17 protein-coding genes and 1 pseudogene are annotated in these 18296 nt (G+C 54.8%); 9 read left to right on the top strand and 9 right to left on the bottom strand.

What is annotated here, in order from left to right; genetic code table 11:
- Positions 1-111: 111 nt before the first annotated feature.
- On the bottom strand, positions 112-1413 hold the full coding sequence (locus D9980_RS22560; RefSeq protein ID WP_024484767.1) for an anaerobic C4-dicarboxylate transporter: 1302 nt from the start codon (positions 1411-1413) through the stop codon (positions 112-114).
- Between the two features lie 122 nt (positions 1414-1535).
- The gene (aspA, locus tag D9980_RS22565) at positions 1536-2972 is read right to left on the bottom strand and encodes an aspartate ammonia-lyase (RefSeq protein ID WP_021807586.1); all 1437 of its coding nucleotides are present in this window, start codon (positions 2970-2972) and stop codon (positions 1536-1538) included.
- 351 nt (positions 2973-3323) lie between these two features.
- On the opposite strand from aspA, the gene D9980_RS22570 reads away from it, so the two are divergent.
- From D9980_RS22570 to D9980_RS22585, 4 genes are all read left to right on the top strand, one after another.
- A complete protein-coding gene (locus D9980_RS22570) occupies positions 3324-3815 on the top strand; it encodes an FxsA family protein (protein ID WP_024484768.1) in 492 nt (163 codons plus the stop codon).
- Between the two features lie 336 nt (positions 3816-4151).
- A complete protein-coding gene (locus D9980_RS22575) occupies positions 4152-4445 on the top strand; it encodes a co-chaperone GroES (protein ID WP_004952634.1) in 294 nt (97 codons plus the stop codon).
- 48 nt (positions 4446-4493) lie between these two features.
- Entirely contained in the window at positions 4494-6140 is a 1647-nt protein-coding gene (groL, locus tag D9980_RS22580) for a chaperonin GroEL (RefSeq protein WP_024484769.1), read from the top strand.
- Positions 6141-6442: 302 nt separating this feature from the next.
- Positions 6443-6787, top strand: a complete 345-nt coding sequence (locus D9980_RS22585; RefSeq protein ID WP_024484770.1) for a DUF4156 domain-containing protein — start codon at positions 6443-6445, stop codon at positions 6785-6787.
- A 107-nt stretch (positions 6788-6894) separates the two neighbouring features.
- Here D9980_RS22585 and epmB read toward each other — a convergent pair whose 3' ends face one another.
- Complete coding sequence (gene epmB, locus D9980_RS22590; RefSeq protein WP_121608495.1) at positions 6895-7926, bottom strand: EF-P beta-lysylation protein EpmB; 1032 nt, start codon at positions 7924-7926, stop codon at positions 6895-6897.
- Between the two features lie 42 nt (positions 7927-7968).
- Between epmB and efp the strand changes: the two genes are divergently transcribed.
- The 4 genes from efp (at position 7969) to sugE (ending at position 9534) form a co-directional block, all read left to right on the top strand.
- The gene (gene efp / locus D9980_RS22595) at positions 7969-8535 is read left to right on the top strand and encodes an elongation factor P (RefSeq protein WP_024484772.1); all 567 of its coding nucleotides are present in this window, start codon (positions 7969-7971) and stop codon (positions 8533-8535) included.
- A 69-nt stretch (positions 8536-8604) separates the two neighbouring features.
- Positions 8605-8736 carry an entericidin A/B family lipoprotein gene (locus D9980_RS22600; protein ID WP_021182099.1) on the top strand — a complete coding sequence of 44 codons (132 nt, stop codon included), beginning with the start codon at positions 8605-8607 and terminating at the stop codon, positions 8734-8736.
- Positions 8737-8856: 120 nt separating this feature from the next.
- Positions 8857-8988 (top strand): entericidin A/B family lipoprotein, encoded by a 132-nt coding sequence (locus D9980_RS22605; RefSeq protein ID WP_021807577.1) that lies wholly within the window; start codon positions 8857-8859, stop codon positions 8986-8988.
- A 228-nt stretch (positions 8989-9216) separates the two neighbouring features.
- Positions 9217-9534: a quaternary ammonium compound efflux SMR transporter SugE gene (gene sugE, locus D9980_RS22610; protein ID WP_021182101.1), complete on the top strand. Its 318-nt coding sequence runs from the start codon at positions 9217-9219 to the stop codon at positions 9532-9534.
- Here sugE and blc read toward each other — a convergent pair.
- The 5 genes and pseudogenes from blc to frdA form a co-directional block, all read right to left on the bottom strand.
- Positions 9528-10060: pseudogene (gene blc / locus D9980_RS22615) on the bottom strand (outer membrane lipoprotein Blc). The gene sugE and the pseudogene blc overlap by 7 nt on opposite strands.
- Before the next feature lie 95 nt (positions 10061-10155).
- On the bottom strand, positions 10156-10515 hold the full coding sequence (frdD, locus tag D9980_RS22620; protein WP_021182103.1) for a fumarate reductase subunit FrdD: 360 nt from the start codon (positions 10513-10515) through the stop codon (positions 10156-10158).
- Positions 10516-10527: 12 nt separating this feature from the next.
- Positions 10528-10920, bottom strand: a complete 393-nt coding sequence (gene frdC, locus D9980_RS22625; RefSeq protein WP_021182104.1) for a fumarate reductase subunit FrdC — start codon at positions 10918-10920, stop codon at positions 10528-10530.
- 16 nt (positions 10921-10936) lie between these two features.
- On the bottom strand, positions 10937-11671 hold the full coding sequence (locus D9980_RS22630) for a succinate dehydrogenase/fumarate reductase iron-sulfur subunit (protein ID WP_024484774.1): 735 nt from the start codon (positions 11669-11671) through the stop codon (positions 10937-10939).
- Entirely contained in the window at positions 11664-13466 is a 1803-nt protein-coding gene (gene frdA / locus D9980_RS22635) for a fumarate reductase (quinol) flavoprotein subunit (RefSeq protein WP_024484775.1), read from the bottom strand. The genes D9980_RS22630 and frdA overlap by 8 nt, the downstream gene beginning before the upstream one ends.
- 403 nt (positions 13467-13869) lie before the next feature.
- Here frdA and epmA point away from each other — a divergent pair, with 403 nt between their 5' ends.
- A complete protein-coding gene (gene epmA, locus D9980_RS22640; protein WP_065684070.1) occupies positions 13870-14847 on the top strand; it encodes an elongation factor P--(R)-beta-lysine ligase in 978 nt (325 codons plus the stop codon).
- Between the two features lie 92 nt (positions 14848-14939).
- On the opposite strand, the gene mscM is transcribed toward epmA, so the two are convergent.
- A complete protein-coding gene (gene mscM / locus D9980_RS22645; protein ID WP_121608496.1) occupies positions 14940-18293 on the bottom strand; it encodes a miniconductance mechanosensitive channel MscM in 3354 nt (1117 codons plus the stop codon).
- Positions 18294-18296 lie beyond the last annotated feature (3 nt).

Consider the following 18296-nt stretch of genomic DNA (forward strand, 5'->3'; position numbering starts at 1 on the left):
CCAGGTTTGGTAACAGGGCACTATACCCTGAAGCGGTGTTGGCTAGAAGGTTAGATTATCAACAGCAGGGGAATGAGGAGGAGAAAGCGGGGCCGAAGCCCCGCTTGAGGATCACAGAATAACGCTACCAATCAGGAAGCCGAAGATGACGGCAAACGCCACGCCCAAGGTGCCAGGGATCAGGAACGGGTGGTTAAACACGAAGCGCCCGATGCGTGTCGTCCCGGTATCGTCCATCTGTACCGCCGCCACCAGGGTAGGGTAGGTTGGCAGAATAAACAGGCCAGAAACGGCAGCAAAGGAAGCGATCGCCGTCAGCGGGGTGACGTTCAGGGCCAGCGCCATCGGCATCAACGCCTTGGCAGTGGCGGCCTGAGAGTACAGCAACGCCGAACAGAAGAAGAAGATCACCGCCAGTAACCAAGGATGGGATTGGATCACAGTACCCGCAGTCTCTTTGATCCAGTCAAGGTTGGCCTGCACAAAGGTGTCACCCAACCAGGCTACGCCCAGGATACAGATACAGGCGCTCATCCCGGCCTTAAAGGTGCTGGAGTTCAAAATCAGGTCGGTTTCGATGCGACACAGGATGGTGGTCAGGGTGGCCACGCTCAGCATGATGATCAAGATGGCATTGGTGGTGTTCATCAGCGGCGTCGTCACCAGCCCCATGCTTGGGCTGTTGATGATGGCATAAGCCACTACGCTCAGTACGCCAGCCAGGAACAGCAGCACGGAGGTTTTCGCACGCGGTTTGATCACGATGACGTTCTCACCACGCAGGGCAACCAGACCTTCTTCGAAGCGCTTTTGATACACAGGATCGTCAGACAGCTTGGAGTCAAACAACCAAGTGACCAGCAGCGACATCAGTATCACAGCCAGGAAGGTGGAAGGGATCACCACCATCAGCAAGTGTAGGTAACTCACGCCGTGGCCTTCCATAACGGAAGACATATACACCACCGCTGCTGAGATAGGCGAGGCGGTAATGGCAATCTGCGCAGAAACCACGGCAGTAGACAGAGGGCGGCAAGGTTTGATGCCTTGCTCTTTAGCCACTTCTGCAATGACCGGCAGGGCCGAGAGGGAGATATTACCGGTACCGGCGAAGATGGTCAGGAAATAGGTGACGATGGGGGCCAGAATAGTGATGTATTTTGGATTTTTACGCAGCAGTTTTTCGGTTTGCTGCACCAGATAGTCCATCCCGCCAGCGACCTGCATAGCGGCGATAGCGGCGATAACCGCCATAATGATTGAAATAACGTCGAAGGGGATGCTGCCTGGCTTAACGCCAATCATCGCCAGCACCAACACCCCAAGACCGCCTGCAAAGCCTATTCCGATACCGCCCAGCCTGGCCCCCAAAAAGATGGCCAGTAGAACGATCACCAATTCTACTACTAGCATAGTGTTTACCCCTTAAAATGGATTTTTATGAAAACCAAACGTTACAGCTTTGTGTTTTCGGAAAGAAAAAAGGCACGCTATCCAGAGGATTAGCGTGCCTTTCAGGCTACCGGATGAGTCTATTATTGTTCATTTTCATCTGTATAGCGTTTCGCCTTATATGCCGGGTGCATCAGGTTCTCTACGGAGAAGATGTCATCCAGCTCAGCTTCGGTCAGTAAACCGCGTTCCAGCACGACTTCACGTACGCTCTTGCCGGTTTCAGCACAGATCTTGCCGACAATGTCACCGTTGTGGTGGCCAATGAACGGGTTCAGATAGGTGACGATACCGATAGAGTTAAATACGTAGTACTCGCACACTTCTTTGTTGGCGGTAATACCGTTAATGCATTTTTCCAGCAGGTTATAGCAGGCATTGGTCAGGATGTGAATTGATTCAAACATCGCCTGGCCAATTACCGGTTCCATCACGTTCAACTGCAGCTGGCCTGCTTCGGCGGCCATGGTAACGCAAGTGTCGTTGCCGATCACCTTAAAGCAAACCTGGTTAACCACTTCTGGGATCACCGGGTTCACTTTGGCTGGCATGATTGAAGAACCGGCCTGCAGTTCAGGCAGGTTGATTTCGTTCAGGCCAGCACGTGGGCCGGAAGACAGCAGACGCAGGTCGTTACAGATCTTGGACAGTTTGACCGCCAGGCGCTTGTGCGCACTGTGCACCATCACGTAGGCGCCACAGTCGGAGGTGGCCTCGATCAGGTCTTCGGCAGGTACCACCGGCAGGCCACTGACTTCCGCCAGTTTCTTAACAGCCAGGTGTTGGTAACCTTCCGGGGTATTCAGCGCGGTACCGATCGCCGTCGCACCCAGGTTCACTTCCAGCAGTAACTCTGCGGTACGGTGCAGGTTACGGGTTTCTTCATTCAGCAACACGCTGAAGGCGTGGAATTCCTGGCCCAGGGTCATTGGCACCGCGTCCTGCAACTGGGTACGGCCCATTTTCAGGATGGTTTCGAACTCTTTGGCCTTACGGTCAAACCCTTCACGCAGTTGGTTGATAGCATCGATCAGTTTCTGGTTGGAGGCGTAAACCGCGATGCGGAACCCGGTTGGGTAAGCGTCGTTGGTAGACTGACACTTGTTGAGGTGATCGTTAGGGTTCAGGTATTGGTATTCACCCTTCTGGTGGCCCATCAGCTCCAAGCCGATGTTTGCCAGTACTTCGTTGGTGTTCATGTTCAGCGAGGTGCCAGCACCGCCCTGGAACACATCCACCGGGAATTGGTCCATGCATTTGCCTTTATCCAGTACTTCATCACATGCCTGGATGATGACGTCGGCAATTTTACGTGGGATGGTTTGCAGCTCTTTGTTTGCCATGGCGGCGGCTTTTTTTACCATCACCATGCCGCGTACAAACTCAGGAACGTCGCTGATTTTACTGTTGCTGATATAGAAGTTTTCAATCGCACGCAGAGTATGAACACCGTAGTAGGCTTCTGCTGGGACTTCACGTGTTCCTAATAGGTCTTCTTCGATACGAATGTTGTTTGACATGAGAACCTTCTCTATGTTGCTGCCGAATATAATTATGTGCAGGATAACAAAATAATGTTGCCGAGCGGGTCTACTGCGGAAGTATTGACCGCAGCTATTGTCGCTACCCAGATCATATGCTGGTTGGTAATAAATGAATGAACGTAGATCACTATATGGTGCTTCAGCAAATGACAGCTTTTGGTTTCTGTGAAGGGCTTCACGTTTGCGGCAAAGAGAATAAAAAAGATCGCCCGGTTGAAATGGCGGCGGGAAGCCCCCATTGTAGAAAGGTTGGCCGATTAGCGGCCCCATTTATCACGTATGCGCCATCGGGCGGGTACGCCGACTCTACCTAGAGGAGAGAACCAGGTGCGCTGGTTACCGTTACTGCTGATATTTCTACTGGCTTACATAGAGATATCCTTGTTTATTAAAGTTGCCGCCGTGTTCGGCGTGGCAATGACGCTGCTGCTGGTGGTGTTTACTTCCTGCGTCGGTGTTTCCCTGGTGCGTAATCAGGGCATGAAGACCTTTGTGCAGATGCAACAGAAGCTGGCAGCGGGCGAAAGCCCGGCAGCGGAGATGGTGAAAAGCGTTTCACTGGTGCTGGCGGGTTTCCTGCTGGTGATACCGGGCTTCTTCACCGATTTCCTTGGCCTGTTGCTGCTGTTGCCGCCGGTGCAGAAATCGCTGACGCTGAAGCTGATGCCGCATCTCGCCGTTTATCGCCCAGGCGGTTGGGGCCAGAACGGCGGAGCCGCCAATGGCAATACCTTCGACGGTGAATTCCAGCGCAAGCAAGACGACCGCTACACCTTGGATCATCAACCCGACGATCGCGACAAGCGTGACGACCGCTGATAATTTCCCCTCACCCTAACCCTCTCCCAAAGGGAGAGGGGACTGAACGTGCTACAATTGCCCCCGGTACCTGACCGCGACTCTGGACTACCCCCTCTCCCTAAACAAGTACCCATGTGTTATCCGGTCCGTATAGTGGGAGAGGGTCGGGGTGAGGGGAGATCGGCCGCGTTTTTGCTAATGGCGTTCACCGCAGGCCATCAAATCGAAAATTTTTTTGCTGCTGCCCCTTGAAGGGGGATGGAACGCCCCCATTTCAAATCCCACGGAGCCGGTATCAATAATCTGGCGCACAACCCTAAATCTGATAGAAACCTTCTTACAGGAGAGCGTTCAATGAGTATTCGTCCATTGCATGACCGCGTTATCGTCAAGCGCAAAGAAGTTGAATCAAAATCTGCTGGCGGCATCGTTCTGACTGGCTCTGCAGCGGGTAAATCTACTCGTGGTGAAGTGGTAGCCGTTGGTAAAGGACGTGTTCTGGAAAGCGGCAACATCCAGCCGCTGGATGTGAAAGTAGGCGACATCGTGATTTTCAACGACGGTTACGGCGTGAAAGCAGAGAAGATCGACAATGAAGAAGTGTTGATCATGTCCGAAAGCGACATTCTGGCAATTGTTGAAGCGTAATAACGCTTTATAAATCTTCTGAACTGAACGAGTTGAAGGGAAATACCAATGGCAGCTAAAGATGTAAAATTCGGCAATGACGCTCGCGTGAAGATGCTCCGCGGCGTGAATGTTCTCGCTGATGCAGTAAAAGTGACTCTGGGCCCGAAAGGCCGCAACGTAGTGCTGGATAAATCCTTCGGCGCTCCTACCATCACCAAAGATGGCGTATCTGTTGCTCGTGAAATCGAACTGGAAGACAAGTTCGAGAACATGGGTGCACAAATGGTGAAAGAAGTTGCCTCTAAAGCGAACGACGCTGCGGGCGACGGTACCACCACTGCAACCGTACTGGCTCAATCCATCATCACCGAAGGCCTGAAAGCTGTGGCTGCCGGCATGAACCCGATGGACCTGAAGCGCGGTATCGACAAAGCGGTTATCGCTGCGGTTGAAGAGCTTAAAAAATTATCCGTACCTTGCTCTGACTCTAAAGCTATCGCTCAGGTAGGCACCATCTCTGCAAACTCCGACGAAACCGTGGGTAAACTGATTGCAGAAGCGATGGAGAAAGTGGGCAAAGAAGGCGTGATCACCGTTGAAGAAGGCACCGGCCTGCAAGACGAGCTGGACGTGGTTGAAGGTATGCAGTTCGATCGCGGCTACCTGTCTCCGTACTTCATCAACAAGCCAGAAACCGGTTCTATCGAGCTGGAAAGCCCGTTCATCCTGCTGGCTGACAAGAAAATCTCCAACATCCGTGAAATGCTGCCAGTGCTGGAAGCCGTTGCGAAAGCGGGCAAACCACTGCTGATCATTGCTGAAGATGTTGAAGGCGAAGCGTTGGCGACCCTGGTGGTTAACACCATGCGTGGCATCGTGAAAGTGGCTGCGGTTAAAGCACCTGGCTTCGGCGACCGCCGTAAAGCCATGCTGCAAGACATCGCTACCCTGACTGCCGGTACCGTGATCTCTGAAGAGATCGGTCTGGAGCTGGAAAAAGCTACCCTGGAAGATCTGGGTCAGGCAAAACGCATCGTAATCAACAAAGACACCACCATCATCATCGATGGCGTGGGCGACGAAACCACCATTCAGGGCCGCGTTTCCCAGATCCGTCAGCAGATCGAAGAAGCGACCTCTGACTACGATCGTGAAAAACTGCAAGAGCGTGTTGCTAAACTGGCTGGCGGCGTTGCCGTTATCAAAGTTGGCGCCGCAACTGAAGTTGAAATGAAAGAGAAGAAAGCCCGCGTTGAAGATGCCCTGCACGCTACCCGTGCTGCGGTAGAAGAAGGCGTGGTTGCTGGCGGTGGCGTAGCGCTGATCCGTGTAGCAGACAAAATTTCTGGCCTGAAAGGCGATAACGAAGACCAGAACGTGGGTATCAAAGTTGCCCTGCGTGCTATGGAATCTCCACTGCGTCAGATCGTGATCAACGCCGGTGAAGAAGCTTCTGTGATTGCCAATAAGGTGAAAGCAGGCGAAGGCAGCTTCGGCTACAACGCTTACACCGAAGAATACGGCGACATGATCGCGATGGGTATCCTGGATCCAACTAAAGTGACCCGTTCTGCTCTGCAGTACGCGGCCTCTGTAGCTGGCCTGATGATCACCACCGAGTGCATGATCACTGACTTGCCGAAAGAAGACAAGTTAGACATGGGTGGCGCTGGTGGTATGGGCGGCATGGGTGGTATGGGCGGAATGATGTAATTCCCCTCACCTCTGTGAGCTAACCACAAAACCCGGCTTCGGCCGGGTTTTTTATTACCCTCTTCGTGTGGGGGCTGATTGCTGCGTCTGTTTTTATCATCGTCAGCGGCTACCGATGCGTCAGTGCTGAATTTGATGATATTTTTGCAGACCGTATCTATTAAGCGTGTAAACTGATAGTTCATCAGCTGTCGCTCAAGACGTTGACCAGGCACCTGTGGCCGGTGGCAACGGATGCTTAAGAGATGGCAACGCTTTCTGATAAGCTTTTGCGTAATTCTCAACATCATATGGGGAACAAGATGCGGATTAAAGCCTTACTGGGTCTATCGGCAGCGCTGCTGCTGGCAGGGTGCAGCAGCACCAATGAACTGACCGCCGCAGGTCAACAGGTCAAATTTACCGACACCAAGCCTGCCGCAGAATGCCAGTTGGTAGGCGAAGTCACCGGCACTCAGAGCAACTGGCTGTCGGGGAGTGGTGGTGAGGGCAGCTCCATGCGCGGCGCGGCTAACGATCTGCGCAACAAGGCAGCAGCAATGGGCGGCAACGTGATTTACGGTGCGACTAGCCCAAGCCAGAACCTGCTTTCAAGTTTTGCACCGTTGGACAGCAAAATGATCGGCCAGGTGTATAAGTGCCCGTAACGCTGGCATAAGCACCCGTATAAAACAAAAGAGGAATGCCCAGGCATTCCTCTTTTTGCATTCATATGCGTGCGGCATGTTATTAAACGGGCGCAGCGTGTGCGCCCCTACGAGCTTTGCGTTAGGCGCAGATCCAACGGCGTTTTGCTGGGTTCGCCGCCGACCTCACGGGTCAGGCGGGGTACCAGATAGCCGGAAACCTTGCCCAGCAAACTTTTCACGATCGCACGAGCCTCGTCGTCGCTGACCATAAAGTGGGCCGCGCCCTGCACTTTATCCAACACGTGGAGGTAATAGGGCAGGATCCCCGCATCAAACAGGGCGTTACTCAGCGTTGCCAGCGTATCCGCGTTATCATTGATCCCTCGTAGCAGCACGCTTTGGTTCAGCAGCGTCACTCCGGCGCTACGCAACTGTGCCATACTGGCGCGCAGCGGTGGGTCAATCTCGTTGGCATGATTGATATGGGTGACCATCAGCACCTGCAGGCGCGATGCCGAGAAGCGTTGGCACAGCGTGGCGGTGATGCGGGCGGGGATCACCACCGGCAAGCGGGTATGAATACGCAGGCGTTTGAGGTGTGGGATGGCCTCCAGTTCCCCGATCAGCCAATCCAGTTCGTGGTCTTTGGCCATCAGCGGATCGCCCCCGGAGAAAATAATTTCATCCAGTTCCGGGTGTTGACGGATATACTCCAACGCTTGAAGCCAGTTTGCCTTGTTGCCCTGGTTCTCCTGATAGGGGAAATGACGGCGGAAACAGTAGCGGCAGTTAACCGCACAGCCGCCTTTTACCAACAGCAGGGCACGGTTGCGATACTTGTGCAGCAACCCCGGCACCACGCTGCGCTGTTCATCCAGCGGATCGGTCGTGAAGCCTGGGGCATCGATGAATTCTGCGCTGGCGGTGAGTACCTGGCGCAGCAGCGGGTCATTGGCATCACCGGGTTGCATACGCGCGGCAAAGGCTCGCGGTACGCGTAGCGCAAACAGGCGGCGTGCATCGCGCCCCTGTGGCAGTTCCGGGTGCGTATTTAGTGACAGAAGCTGCAGTAATTCATCTGGGTCGGTAATAACATCGGCGAGTTGATGCAACCAATCTTCTCTATGCGCCGTGTTTTGGGTTATAATGTGTGCCATTTTTTTGGCTAAGCTACCAGTTTAAATTTTCAGAGGGCCATCATGGCGACTTATTCTAGCAACGATTTCCGTCCGGGTCTTAAAATCATGTTCGAAGGCGAACCTTACGCTGTCGAATCCAGCGAGTTCGTTAAACCAGGTAAAGGCCAGGCTTTTGCGCGTGTAAAAATGCGTCGCCTGCTGACCGGCACCCGCGTTGAGAAAACCTTTAAGTCTACCGACTCCTGCGAAGGCGCGGACGTGGTAGATACCAACATGAACTACCTGTACAACGACGGTGAGTTCTACCACTTCATGCACCCTGAGACTTTTGAACAGCATCAGGTTGAAGAGAAAACCGTTTCTGACGTGGCTAAATGGCTGCAGGACAACGCGGAATGTATCGTCACCCTTTGGGATGGCCGTCCTATCGCTGTGCTGCCACCGAACTTTATCGAAGCAGAAATCACTGATACCGATCCAGGCCTGAAAGGCGACACCGCAGGTACCGGCGGCAAGCCAGCTACCCTGAGCACCGGCGCAGTAGTTAAAGTGCCATTGTTCGTGCAGATTGGCGAAGTGATCAAGGTTGACACCCGCTCTGGCGAATACGTCTCCCGCGTTAAATAAGTTTCAATACAGAGGAACCCCCGTGGTTCCTCTGTATTATCCCTTCCCGTCACTCGTTGGCAGAACCGCATGATGAAGAAAACGCTGTTGGCCGTGGTCTCTCTGTTGTTGCTGATGTCTCTCAGCGGCTGTAATACCTTCCGTGGTTTTGGTGAAGACGTTCAACACCTCGGCGGTGCGATTTCCCGCAGCGCTGGCTGAAATCAATTAGCGCCATTAATCGGATAATACAGAAAAATCCGTTTATTCCGGCAACCCTCCTGATTTTTACTACGCTTAGAGAGCTACACTTTTTCACTAATAACGAATAAGGGTAATCTTATGCTGAAGAAAACTATTTTCGCCATTTTTTCCTTGTTGATCCTGTCATCGCTGGTGGGCTGTAATACTACCGAAGGCGTGGGCAAAGATGTTGAAGCTGGTGGTCAGGCGATCCAGCGTAGCGCACAGTAATTAAGACCGCACATTGGGGCACTGCATGTTGCTAAACGGGCGCAGCGTGCAGCGCCCCTACAGTCGAGCATGTTCGGCACCGGCAAATATGAGCAACCTCGCCATTTCGTCGCCTTGTGACTTGCCATCTTCGTTGGTTATAATCCACGTCTTCAATCAGCCAAGTGGGACGACCCGCCTGCGCTTCTGTTGTCTGGGGACGACCCCATCAGTTCTGGAGCCAGTGTCATGGCATGGATAATTTTGCTTTTTGCGGGCCTGTTAGAGGTCGTCTGGGCTATTGGCCTGAAATATACCCACGGTTTTACCCGTTTGACCCCCAGTTTGATTACCGTCGCTGCGATGGTGGTGAGCATGGTGTTGCTGGCGCACGCCATGAAAACGTTGCCTGCGGGCACGGCTTACGCCGTGTGGACCGGGATTGGGGCGGTGGGCGCGGCGGTAATGGGCATGGTGCTGCTCGGTGAGTCGACCAACATCATGCGTATTCTCAGCCTGTGCCTGATCGTGGCCGGGATCCTGGGGCTAAAATTCAGCAGTCAATGAGTGGGCTGCTGATTGACCCAGATTAACGCTTCGGTATCAAAGCCGTAGCCCTTGGCAATCTGCACCAGTCTGTCGCGCGTGGCGGCTTCCAACGTCGGCGTGCGCGACAATATCCACAGATAGTCGCGGTTTGGGCCACAAACCAGCGCATAACGGTACTCCGGATCGAGTTCGATGACGTTATAGCCGCCATAGAAAGGGCCGAAGAATGAAACTTTCAGCGAGGCCGTCTGCGGCGAGCCGATAAAGTACGCCTTGCCTTCGCTCTCCTGCCACTGGTGTTTTTTGCTATCGAAACCCCGGTTAATCACCTTCAGGCCACCATCTGTACGCGGGCTGTAATTGGCCGTAACCTGCTCCAGGCCTCGTTCAAAGCGATGATCCAGACGCGCGATTTCATACCAGGTGCCCAGATAGCGTTTGCTATCGAAGTTATCTATGACCTTGACGTCCTTCGGGGTGTCACGCTACAGGCAACGGAAACGAGGGCGGATAAAATGACGCACAGCTTTGACCAAAAACGCATGGGTGACTCCTGTTTTTCAGTTACAGATAAACAGTGTAGTCGAAAGAGTGGGAGTAGCGGAATAGGCGGCCAACGGGAGTTGGCCGCCAGAGGTATTACAGCGTGACGACCCCGATCAGGGTAACGACGCTCAGGATAGCTGCCAGGCCGTAGAACACCCATTTGCCTGCAGGCACGTGGATTTTCAGATCGTGCATGGCATGGTGGATACGGTGTAGCCCGCACCACAATGGCAAAATGATCATCAGCAGCAGGAACAGGCGGCCGATCCAGCTTTGGCAAAACGCCAGGACGCGCTCATAACCTAAAGCTTCGCCGGGGAACAGGCCGAGTGGCAACAGGATGCCGACCAGCAGCACGATAGCCGGAGCAACGATCGCTCCCCACATACCGCCAGCGCCAAATAATCCCCAGAAAACCGGCTCGTCAGAGCGCTTAGGTGATTGATTTATCATGTTTCCTCCGGATTACAGTAACGCTACGGCGAGAATGATCACGGTGACGACGATCGTCACTGCCCACAGCGCCTTAACGATTGGCTCCGGCCCCATTTTCTCGCTGTTGACGACGATATTGGCGGCTTTCGGTGCCAGATCGAACCAGGTTTTGGTATGCAGCGCGGCGGCCAGCAGGGCGATGATGTTAATCAGCAGCACCAGCGGGTTTTGCAGGAAGCCGACAAACCCGGCCCAGCTTTCAGGGCCACCCTTCAGGGCAAAGACGCCGTAGATCAGCACGATGCTGAACCACACCGCCAGCACCGAAGTACCTTCACGCAGCATGTAGAAACGGTAGAAACCCAGCTTTTGCCACCAGGTTGGCGTCATGGTACGCACATAGGGCTTACGTTGTGTTGTCATTGCTGTCTCCCCTCCCTTATTGCGGTTTCAGCATTGCGATCATGAAGTCTTTGGCACTCTCTACCTTGCCCTGCTGGATCGCAGCGGCCGGGTCGACGTGTTTTGGACAGACTTCAGAGCAGTAGCCAACAAACGTACAGGACCAGACACCGTTCTGGCCGTTAAGCAGCGGCATACGCTGTTTCTTGCCGTGGTCGCGGTTATCCAGGTTATAACGGTGTGCCAGCGTAATCGCTGCCGGGCCGATAAACTCCTGATTCAGGCCGAACTGTGGGCAAGCGGCATAGCACAGGCCACAGTTGATGCAGCCGGAGAACTGGTGATACTTCGCCATTTGCGCCGGGGTCTGCACGTTCGGGCCATCTTCCGGCTTGCGATCGTTGCCGATGATGTAAGGCTTAATCGCTTCCAGGCTCTCGATAAAGTGGGTCATATCCACCACCAGATCGCGCTCGATCGGGAAGTTGCCCAACGCCTCAACCTTCATGCCATCGGTATATTCACGCAGGAAGGTTTTACAGGCCAGCTTAGGCACTCGGTTGACCATCATGCCGCAAGAGCCACAGATGGCCATACGGCACGACCAGCGATAGGACAGGTCTGGTGCCAGGTTATCTTTGATATAACCCAGTGCGTCCAGCAGCGAAGTCTGCTCATCGTAAGGCACGCTGAAGGTCTCGAAATGCGGCTCGGCGTCGCGTTCCGGGTTATAGCGCATGACCTCGATTTTCAGGGTTTTCAGCTCAGCCATTCGCCTGCTCCTTATCCTTTCTCTCTTTGTCTTGCGCTTCGGCTGCTGCGCCATAAACACGCTTGGCCGGTGGCAGTTTGGTAATTTTCACGTCGCTGTACTCCAGGCGTGGTGCACCGTTCGGGTTATGGAACGCCAGCGTATGTTTCAGGAAGTTCACGTCGTCACGCTCGGTGCAACCTTCGTCGAGACGCTGGTGTGCGCCGCGCGATTCTTTACGGTTGAAGGCCGAGTGCGCCATACATTCGGCAACGTCCAGGCCATAGCCCAGCTCGATGGTGTACAGCAGATCGGTGTTGAACACGCTGGAGTTGTCGGTAATTTTGACGCGCTTGAAGCGCTCTTTCAGCTCTGCCAGCTTATCGATGGTTTTCTGCATCAGCTCCGGCGTACGGTAGATACCACAGCCTTCTTCCATCGACAGACCCATTTCATCGCGGATCTTCGACCAGTTCTCGCTACCTTCCTGCTTCATCAGGTTGCTGAGGCGGGTTTCCACGTCGCGGCCTTGTGCTTCCAAAGCGCTGCCGTTGGCCGGGCCACTTTCCAGCGCGCGGCGGGCTGCGTGTTCACCTGCCACACGCCCAAATACCACCAGCTCAGCCAGCGAGTTGGAACCCAGGCGGTTCGCGCCGTGCAGGCCAACCGAGGAACATTCGCCGACGGCGAACAGGCCTTTGATGCGGGTTTCACAATTCTGATCGGTTTCGATACCGCCCATGGTGTAGTGCGCGGTTGGACGGACCGGGATTGGATCCTTAACGGGATCGACACCCACGTAGGCTTTCGACAGTTCACAGATGAACGGCAGACGCTCCAGCAGTTTCTTCTCGCCCAGGTGGCGCAGATCCAGATAGACCACGTCGCCGCGCGGGGTGGCGATGGTGCGGCCAGCACGCCATTCATGCCAGAAAGCCTGCGACACTTTGTCACGCGGGCCCAGCTCCATATATTTGTTTCTTGGCTCGCCCAGCGGGGTTTCCGGGCCCATACCGTAGTCTTGCAGGTAACGGTAGCCGTCTTTGTTAACCAGAATACCGCCTTCACCGCGGCAGCCTTCAGTCATCAGGATGCCTGAGCCTGGCAGGCCGGTTGGGTGATATTGCACAAACTCCATGTCGCGCAGTGGCACGCCGTGGTGGAACGCCATCCCCATACCGTCGCCGGTGACGATGCCGCCGTTGGTGTTATAGCGATAAACGCGGCCAGCACCGCCGGTGGCCATGATGACGGCGTTGGCACGGATCTGCACTCGGGTGCCTTCCATCATGTTCATGGCAACCACGCCGCGCGCCTGGCCATCATCTACCAGTACGTCCAGCACGAAGTGCTCGTCGAAACGTTGGATTTGCGGATACTTCAGCGAAGTCTGGAACAGGGTGTGCAGCATGTGGAAGCCGGTTTTATCGGCGGCAAACCAGGTACGTTCAATCTTCATGCCACCAAAGCGGCGCACGTTGACCGAACCGTCTGGCTTACGGCTCCACGGGCAACCCCATTGCTCCAACTGGGCCATTTCACGTGGGCAGCTGTGAACAAAGTGGTCGACTACGTCCTGCTCACACAGCCAGTCGCCACCGGCTACGGTGTCCTGGAAGTGATAGTCGTAGCTGTCGTGATCCTGAGTGACTGCGGCGGAGCCCCCTTCGGCGGCTACCGTGTGGCTACGCATTGGATATACTTTAGATATCAGCGCGATTTTCAGTTGGGGATTGGCTTCCGCGGCGGCTATAGCGGCCCGTAAACCAGCTCCCCCGGCACCAATGATGGCTAGGTCGGCGTTAAAGGTTTGCACTGCACTCCTCCAATGTTCTCGTTAAAACGACAATTTAATTAATCTATGCTTAATATTTATAAAGGTGCTTCGGGTGCTAAGCTAAATTCAGTGACTTTTTAAACTAAACACTAAGGATAGATAACTGCTACCGAATATAGGGTTATCACTATACCTAAAGTTAAGTAGTAGAAATTTGATGTGATCGATTGTTTTGCCTTTTAACCGTTACGCAAGAGGCATTCCTGCAAAAATAAGGTGTTGCCTCGCCTTTGTCTTTGATTAGCGCGATTGTCGGTGGTTTATATGGCTTATATGTTTTTTATGATTTTAATGTAGACCAGCGCACACAATAGCCAAGAATTTGTTTGCTTGAGAGGATGCGAGTAGACTGCACCCCCTGTTTGATTTCGGAGTAATTACCATGAGCGAAACGGCAAGCTGGCAGCCAAGTGCACCTATCGCCAATTTGTTGAAGCGCGCAGCGATACTGGCTGAGATCCGGCGTTTCTTTGCCGATCGTGGCGTATTGGAGGTTGAGACCCCGGCCATGAGCCAGGCGACAGTCACCGACATCCACCTGGTCCCGTTCCAGACGCGTTTCGTCGGCCCGGGCGCGGCAGATGGCCTGACGCTGTACATGATGACCAGCCCGGAATACCACATGAAGCGCCTGCTGGCGGCAGGGAGCGGCCCGATCTATCAGATGGGGCGCAGCTTCCGTAATGAAGAAGCGGGGCGGCATCACAACCCTGAATTCACCATGCTGGAATGGTATCGCCCGCACTATGATATGTACCGCCTGATGAACGAGGTGGACGATTTGCTGCAACAGGTACTGGATTGCGACAGTGCCGAAACCCTGTCCTATCAGCAGGCGTTCCTGCGCCATCTGGATCTCGATCCGCTGTCGGCAGAGAAGGCACAGCTGCGCGAGGCTGCGGCCAAGCTCGATCTGAGCAACATTGCCGATACGGAAGAAGACCGCGATACCTTGCTGCAACTGCTGTTTACCGTGGGCGTCGAGCCCCATATCGGCCGTGATAAACCGGCATTCGTTTACCACTTCCCGGCTTCACAGGCCTCGCTGGCAGAGATCAGCACCGAAGATCACCGTGTCGCGGAGCGGTTCGAGGTCTATTTCAAAGGCCTTGAGTTGGCGAATGGTTTCCGCGAGTTGACCGACGGCGATGAGCAACGCCAGCGCTTTACGCAGGACAATCGTAAACGCGTAGCGCGTGGCTTGCCGGAGCACCCGATTGATAACAATCTGCTGGATGCCTTGAAGCATGGTATGCCGGAGTGTGCGGGCGTGGCATTGGGCGTCGATCGTTTGGTGATGTTGGCGTTGGGAGCCGAAAGCCTGAGCGAAGTGATCGCGTTTCCGGTCAGCCGGGCATAACCGCGTCCTCGTGCAATGTAGGGGCGCTGCATGCTGCGCCCGTTTTTTATCCAGTAAAAAGGGTTCGGTTTGTTGCCGAACCCTTTTTGCTTTTATAGCCCGCCCGACTCGCGGCGTGTATTGCGCGGTGGGGTTGAAGGCGGCGTACGGCCATTACTGGTCATGCGCGACAGCGTCTCGGTGCGAACCTGGAACGGTGGATATGGCAGCGTGATGCCGTGTTCACGGTAACCTGCCAGGATCAACTGGTGGATCTCATGGCGTAACGGCATGCGGTGGCCCATTTCGGCGGCGTAGATACGCAGTTCGAAGATCTGAATACCCTGTTGCAGATCGACCAGATAGGCTTCCGGTGTTGGGTTATCCAGCACCAGTGAGCAACGTTCGGCCGAGTTGATCAGGATCTTGGTCACCTCTTCCGTATTCGCCTCTGCCGGTGCCGGTACGGTCAGCACCACACGGGTCAGCGTGTCCGACAGCGACCAGTTGATAAACTGCTCGGTAATAAAGGCCTTGTTAGGCACGATAATCTCTTTGCGGTCCCAGTCTGAAATAGTGGTGGCGCGGGTATTGATCTTGGTGACGGTGCCCGTCAGGTTACGGATCGTCACCGTATCGCCGATGCGGATCGGTTTTTCAAACAGAATGATCAGGCCAGAAATAAAGTTGGAGAAGATCTCCTGCATACCAAAGCCCAAGCCCACGCTGAGCGCGGTGACCACCCACTGCAGTTTCGACCACTCGATACCGATCCAGGAAAAGCTGAGGATCGCCCCGAACAGCAGCAACAGATACTTGGTGATGGTGGTAATGGCGTAGCCGGTGCCAGGCGTCAGATCCAGGTGCTGCAACACCGCCAACTCGAGCAACGCTGGCAGGTTACGCACCAGCTGCATGGTGACGATCAGCACCAGGATGGCGATCAGCAGTGCCCCCAAGGTGATCGGCTGAGCAATATCAATGCCATTCACCGTGGAGTTGACATCCCAGAGCTTGATATTTTCCAGGAAGCCGAAGGCCGAGTGGATCTCTGACCACAGGACGATCACCGAGACCAGTGCCACCATCGTCAGGATCGAACGCACCAACCTCAGCGACTGGGCGCTGATGGCATCCAGATCGATTTCCGTTTCATCTACCTCAATCGCACCTTCAATGCTGTTAGGGGTATGTGTGGATTCTTCTTCGCCTTTGGCACGCTGCGCCAGGATATCGGCACGGCGTTGCTTGGCACGGTCAAAGGCGATGCGGCGGCGTTGGATCAGCATCCAGCGGCGGATAATGTGGTAAATCACCAACAGCAGGAACCAGATGGCAACCGAGGTCTCCAGGCGTGCCAACAGTTTCTGTGCGGTGGTCAGATAGCCGACGGTGGAAGCCAACGCAGCAATCAGCGGTGCGGAAAGCAACAGCCCCCACAACGCGGTGTTGATCATGTTTTCGCCGGAGCCTTTGTTATCCAGATACAGTGGAATACCGGCCCGCTTCAAGCTGTTGGTGACCAGTGCCAGCGCCAGACAGAGCAGAATGAAGCACAGGCGGCCAAGGGTATTGGCGAATTCGCGATCGTTGAGATTGTCGAAGGTGATCAGCGCCATAATCAACGGCACGATCAGCCAGATCGACATCTGGTAATAACGCATGGCGCGGGAAACCTGTTTCACCGGCCAGCGGAAATGCACGATGAACAACCCTTGCGGATGGGCGAAGGCGGCGCTGATCATACAGATCCACAGCACTGGCAGCGTGGCGGTGACGCCCTCACCGATTGCAACAGCAACCGGATACGGCCAGGCATTCTGCAAGCCAAAGCCCAACGCTGCCCACAATACCGGCAGCGGCAAGGCCACCAGGATCGACCAAAATACGGTACGCAACGTCAGCAGGAATTCATCTTGCGTGACCTTGCCCACTCTGCTGCTGGCCCGCGCCAGGAACGCATGGTAATGCTTACGCGAACTGATGCTGAAAATCACCAACAGCACCGCACCAAACAGCGGGATCAAGGTTTCCCGGCTAGTGACCATCATCACGAAGGCGCCGCTGAGCTGCGTCAGGGTATCCAGTGACAGTACACGGGTCAGATCCTGTGCCACATTGAGCGGATACGACAGGGTGATAGGGCTGATGTCTGGCACCCAGAACAGATAGCGGTGCGCTGCATCCTGAATTTCGTTCAGCGCATCGACCAACTGGGTGTTGGCCACCTTCAGCTTGGTCAGCTCAAGGATCTGGGTATCGCAGCCGGACAGCAGCGAATTCAACAGATCACGCTGGGTACGTAGCTGAGCATCGACGATACGCTGTTGGGCGCTGGTCAGGGGGCTACCGTCGTCTTGTTTAAACTCTTTGGCGCGCTGTGGCAGGCTTTCCAGCTGGTTTTCAAAATTCAGGCGTTGAACGCGCAGATCGGCCATGGCGCTGTCCAACTGCCGGGGTTTTGGCATTTCTGGCAAGATGGCGACCTGGGCGCGCAGGGTTTCCCCCAGCGCAGTAGAGGCGCTCAACCATTGGGACTGCTCAATGATGGTGCTCAATGCCTGGCGCACCTGCAGCGTTTGTGCGGCGGCCTGGCGCTGTTGGGAAGAGATCAGATCCATCTGTTGCGCCTGATCGTTCAGCGCAGCAGAAAGTTCACGGTTGATTTGCAGCTGCTTGCGTAGGCTGGCGGGTAAATCGCCGTTCTGTTCGGCCAATTGCTCGGTTTTTTCCAGCGCCCGTTCCGCTTCCCGCTGGCGTTGGCTGTTGAGGTTGTTACGCAGCGCCTGTAACTGGACATCAATTTTTTCATGCCGCGTTTTGTAGACATCGGCACGCATCCGCGCCAGTTCCTGGCGGTTATTGGCCGAGAGTTGAGCCAGATCCAGCTCATCCACTTTCGCTTTACGTGCCGCCGCCTCTGCCTGTAACAGGGCAAGCTGCGCCAGTGCCAATGGCGTAGTTTGGTTATTGCCCTGAGCTTGTAGACGGCGCTGAACTTCCGTTAACGCACGCCGGGCTTCGGTTTGTTGCTGTGGCAGTTGGCTGAGAGAGTCGCTGATCTCGCGTGTCCGGTCCTGCTCCTGTTGCAACAGGCGGGCCTGTTCCAGCAGTTGGCTGCTGGTTTGCAGAATTAACTGTTCCAGATCGCTGGCGGGCAGGTTCTCGCCGTTGGGCAGGATTTTGGCTTCTTCGAGGGTGAGTTGGCGGCGCAGTTCCTGCGTCATCTTCGGGAAATCGTCGATCACCCGCTGATACTGCTGGGAATTGTTCTGCGACTCTTTGCGTTCGGTGAGCCAGTTGATGGCGCTTTGCAGCGCCTCAACCGTTTCCGCCTGATTAGGCGCGTTTTTATTGCCCTCGGCCAGCTTCAATTCTTGCCGTAACTGGGACTCGTTGGGGATCGCGGCGGCTAGAACCGGCTGGATCAGTAGCAGGCTGAGCAATAAAGCGATAATCAGGCGCACAGC

The sequence above is a fragment of the Serratia sp. 3ACOL1 genome (genome assembly GCF_003668775.1).
GTDB classification, from domain to species: domain Bacteria; phylum Pseudomonadota; class Gammaproteobacteria; order Enterobacterales; family Enterobacteriaceae; genus Chania; species Chania fonticola.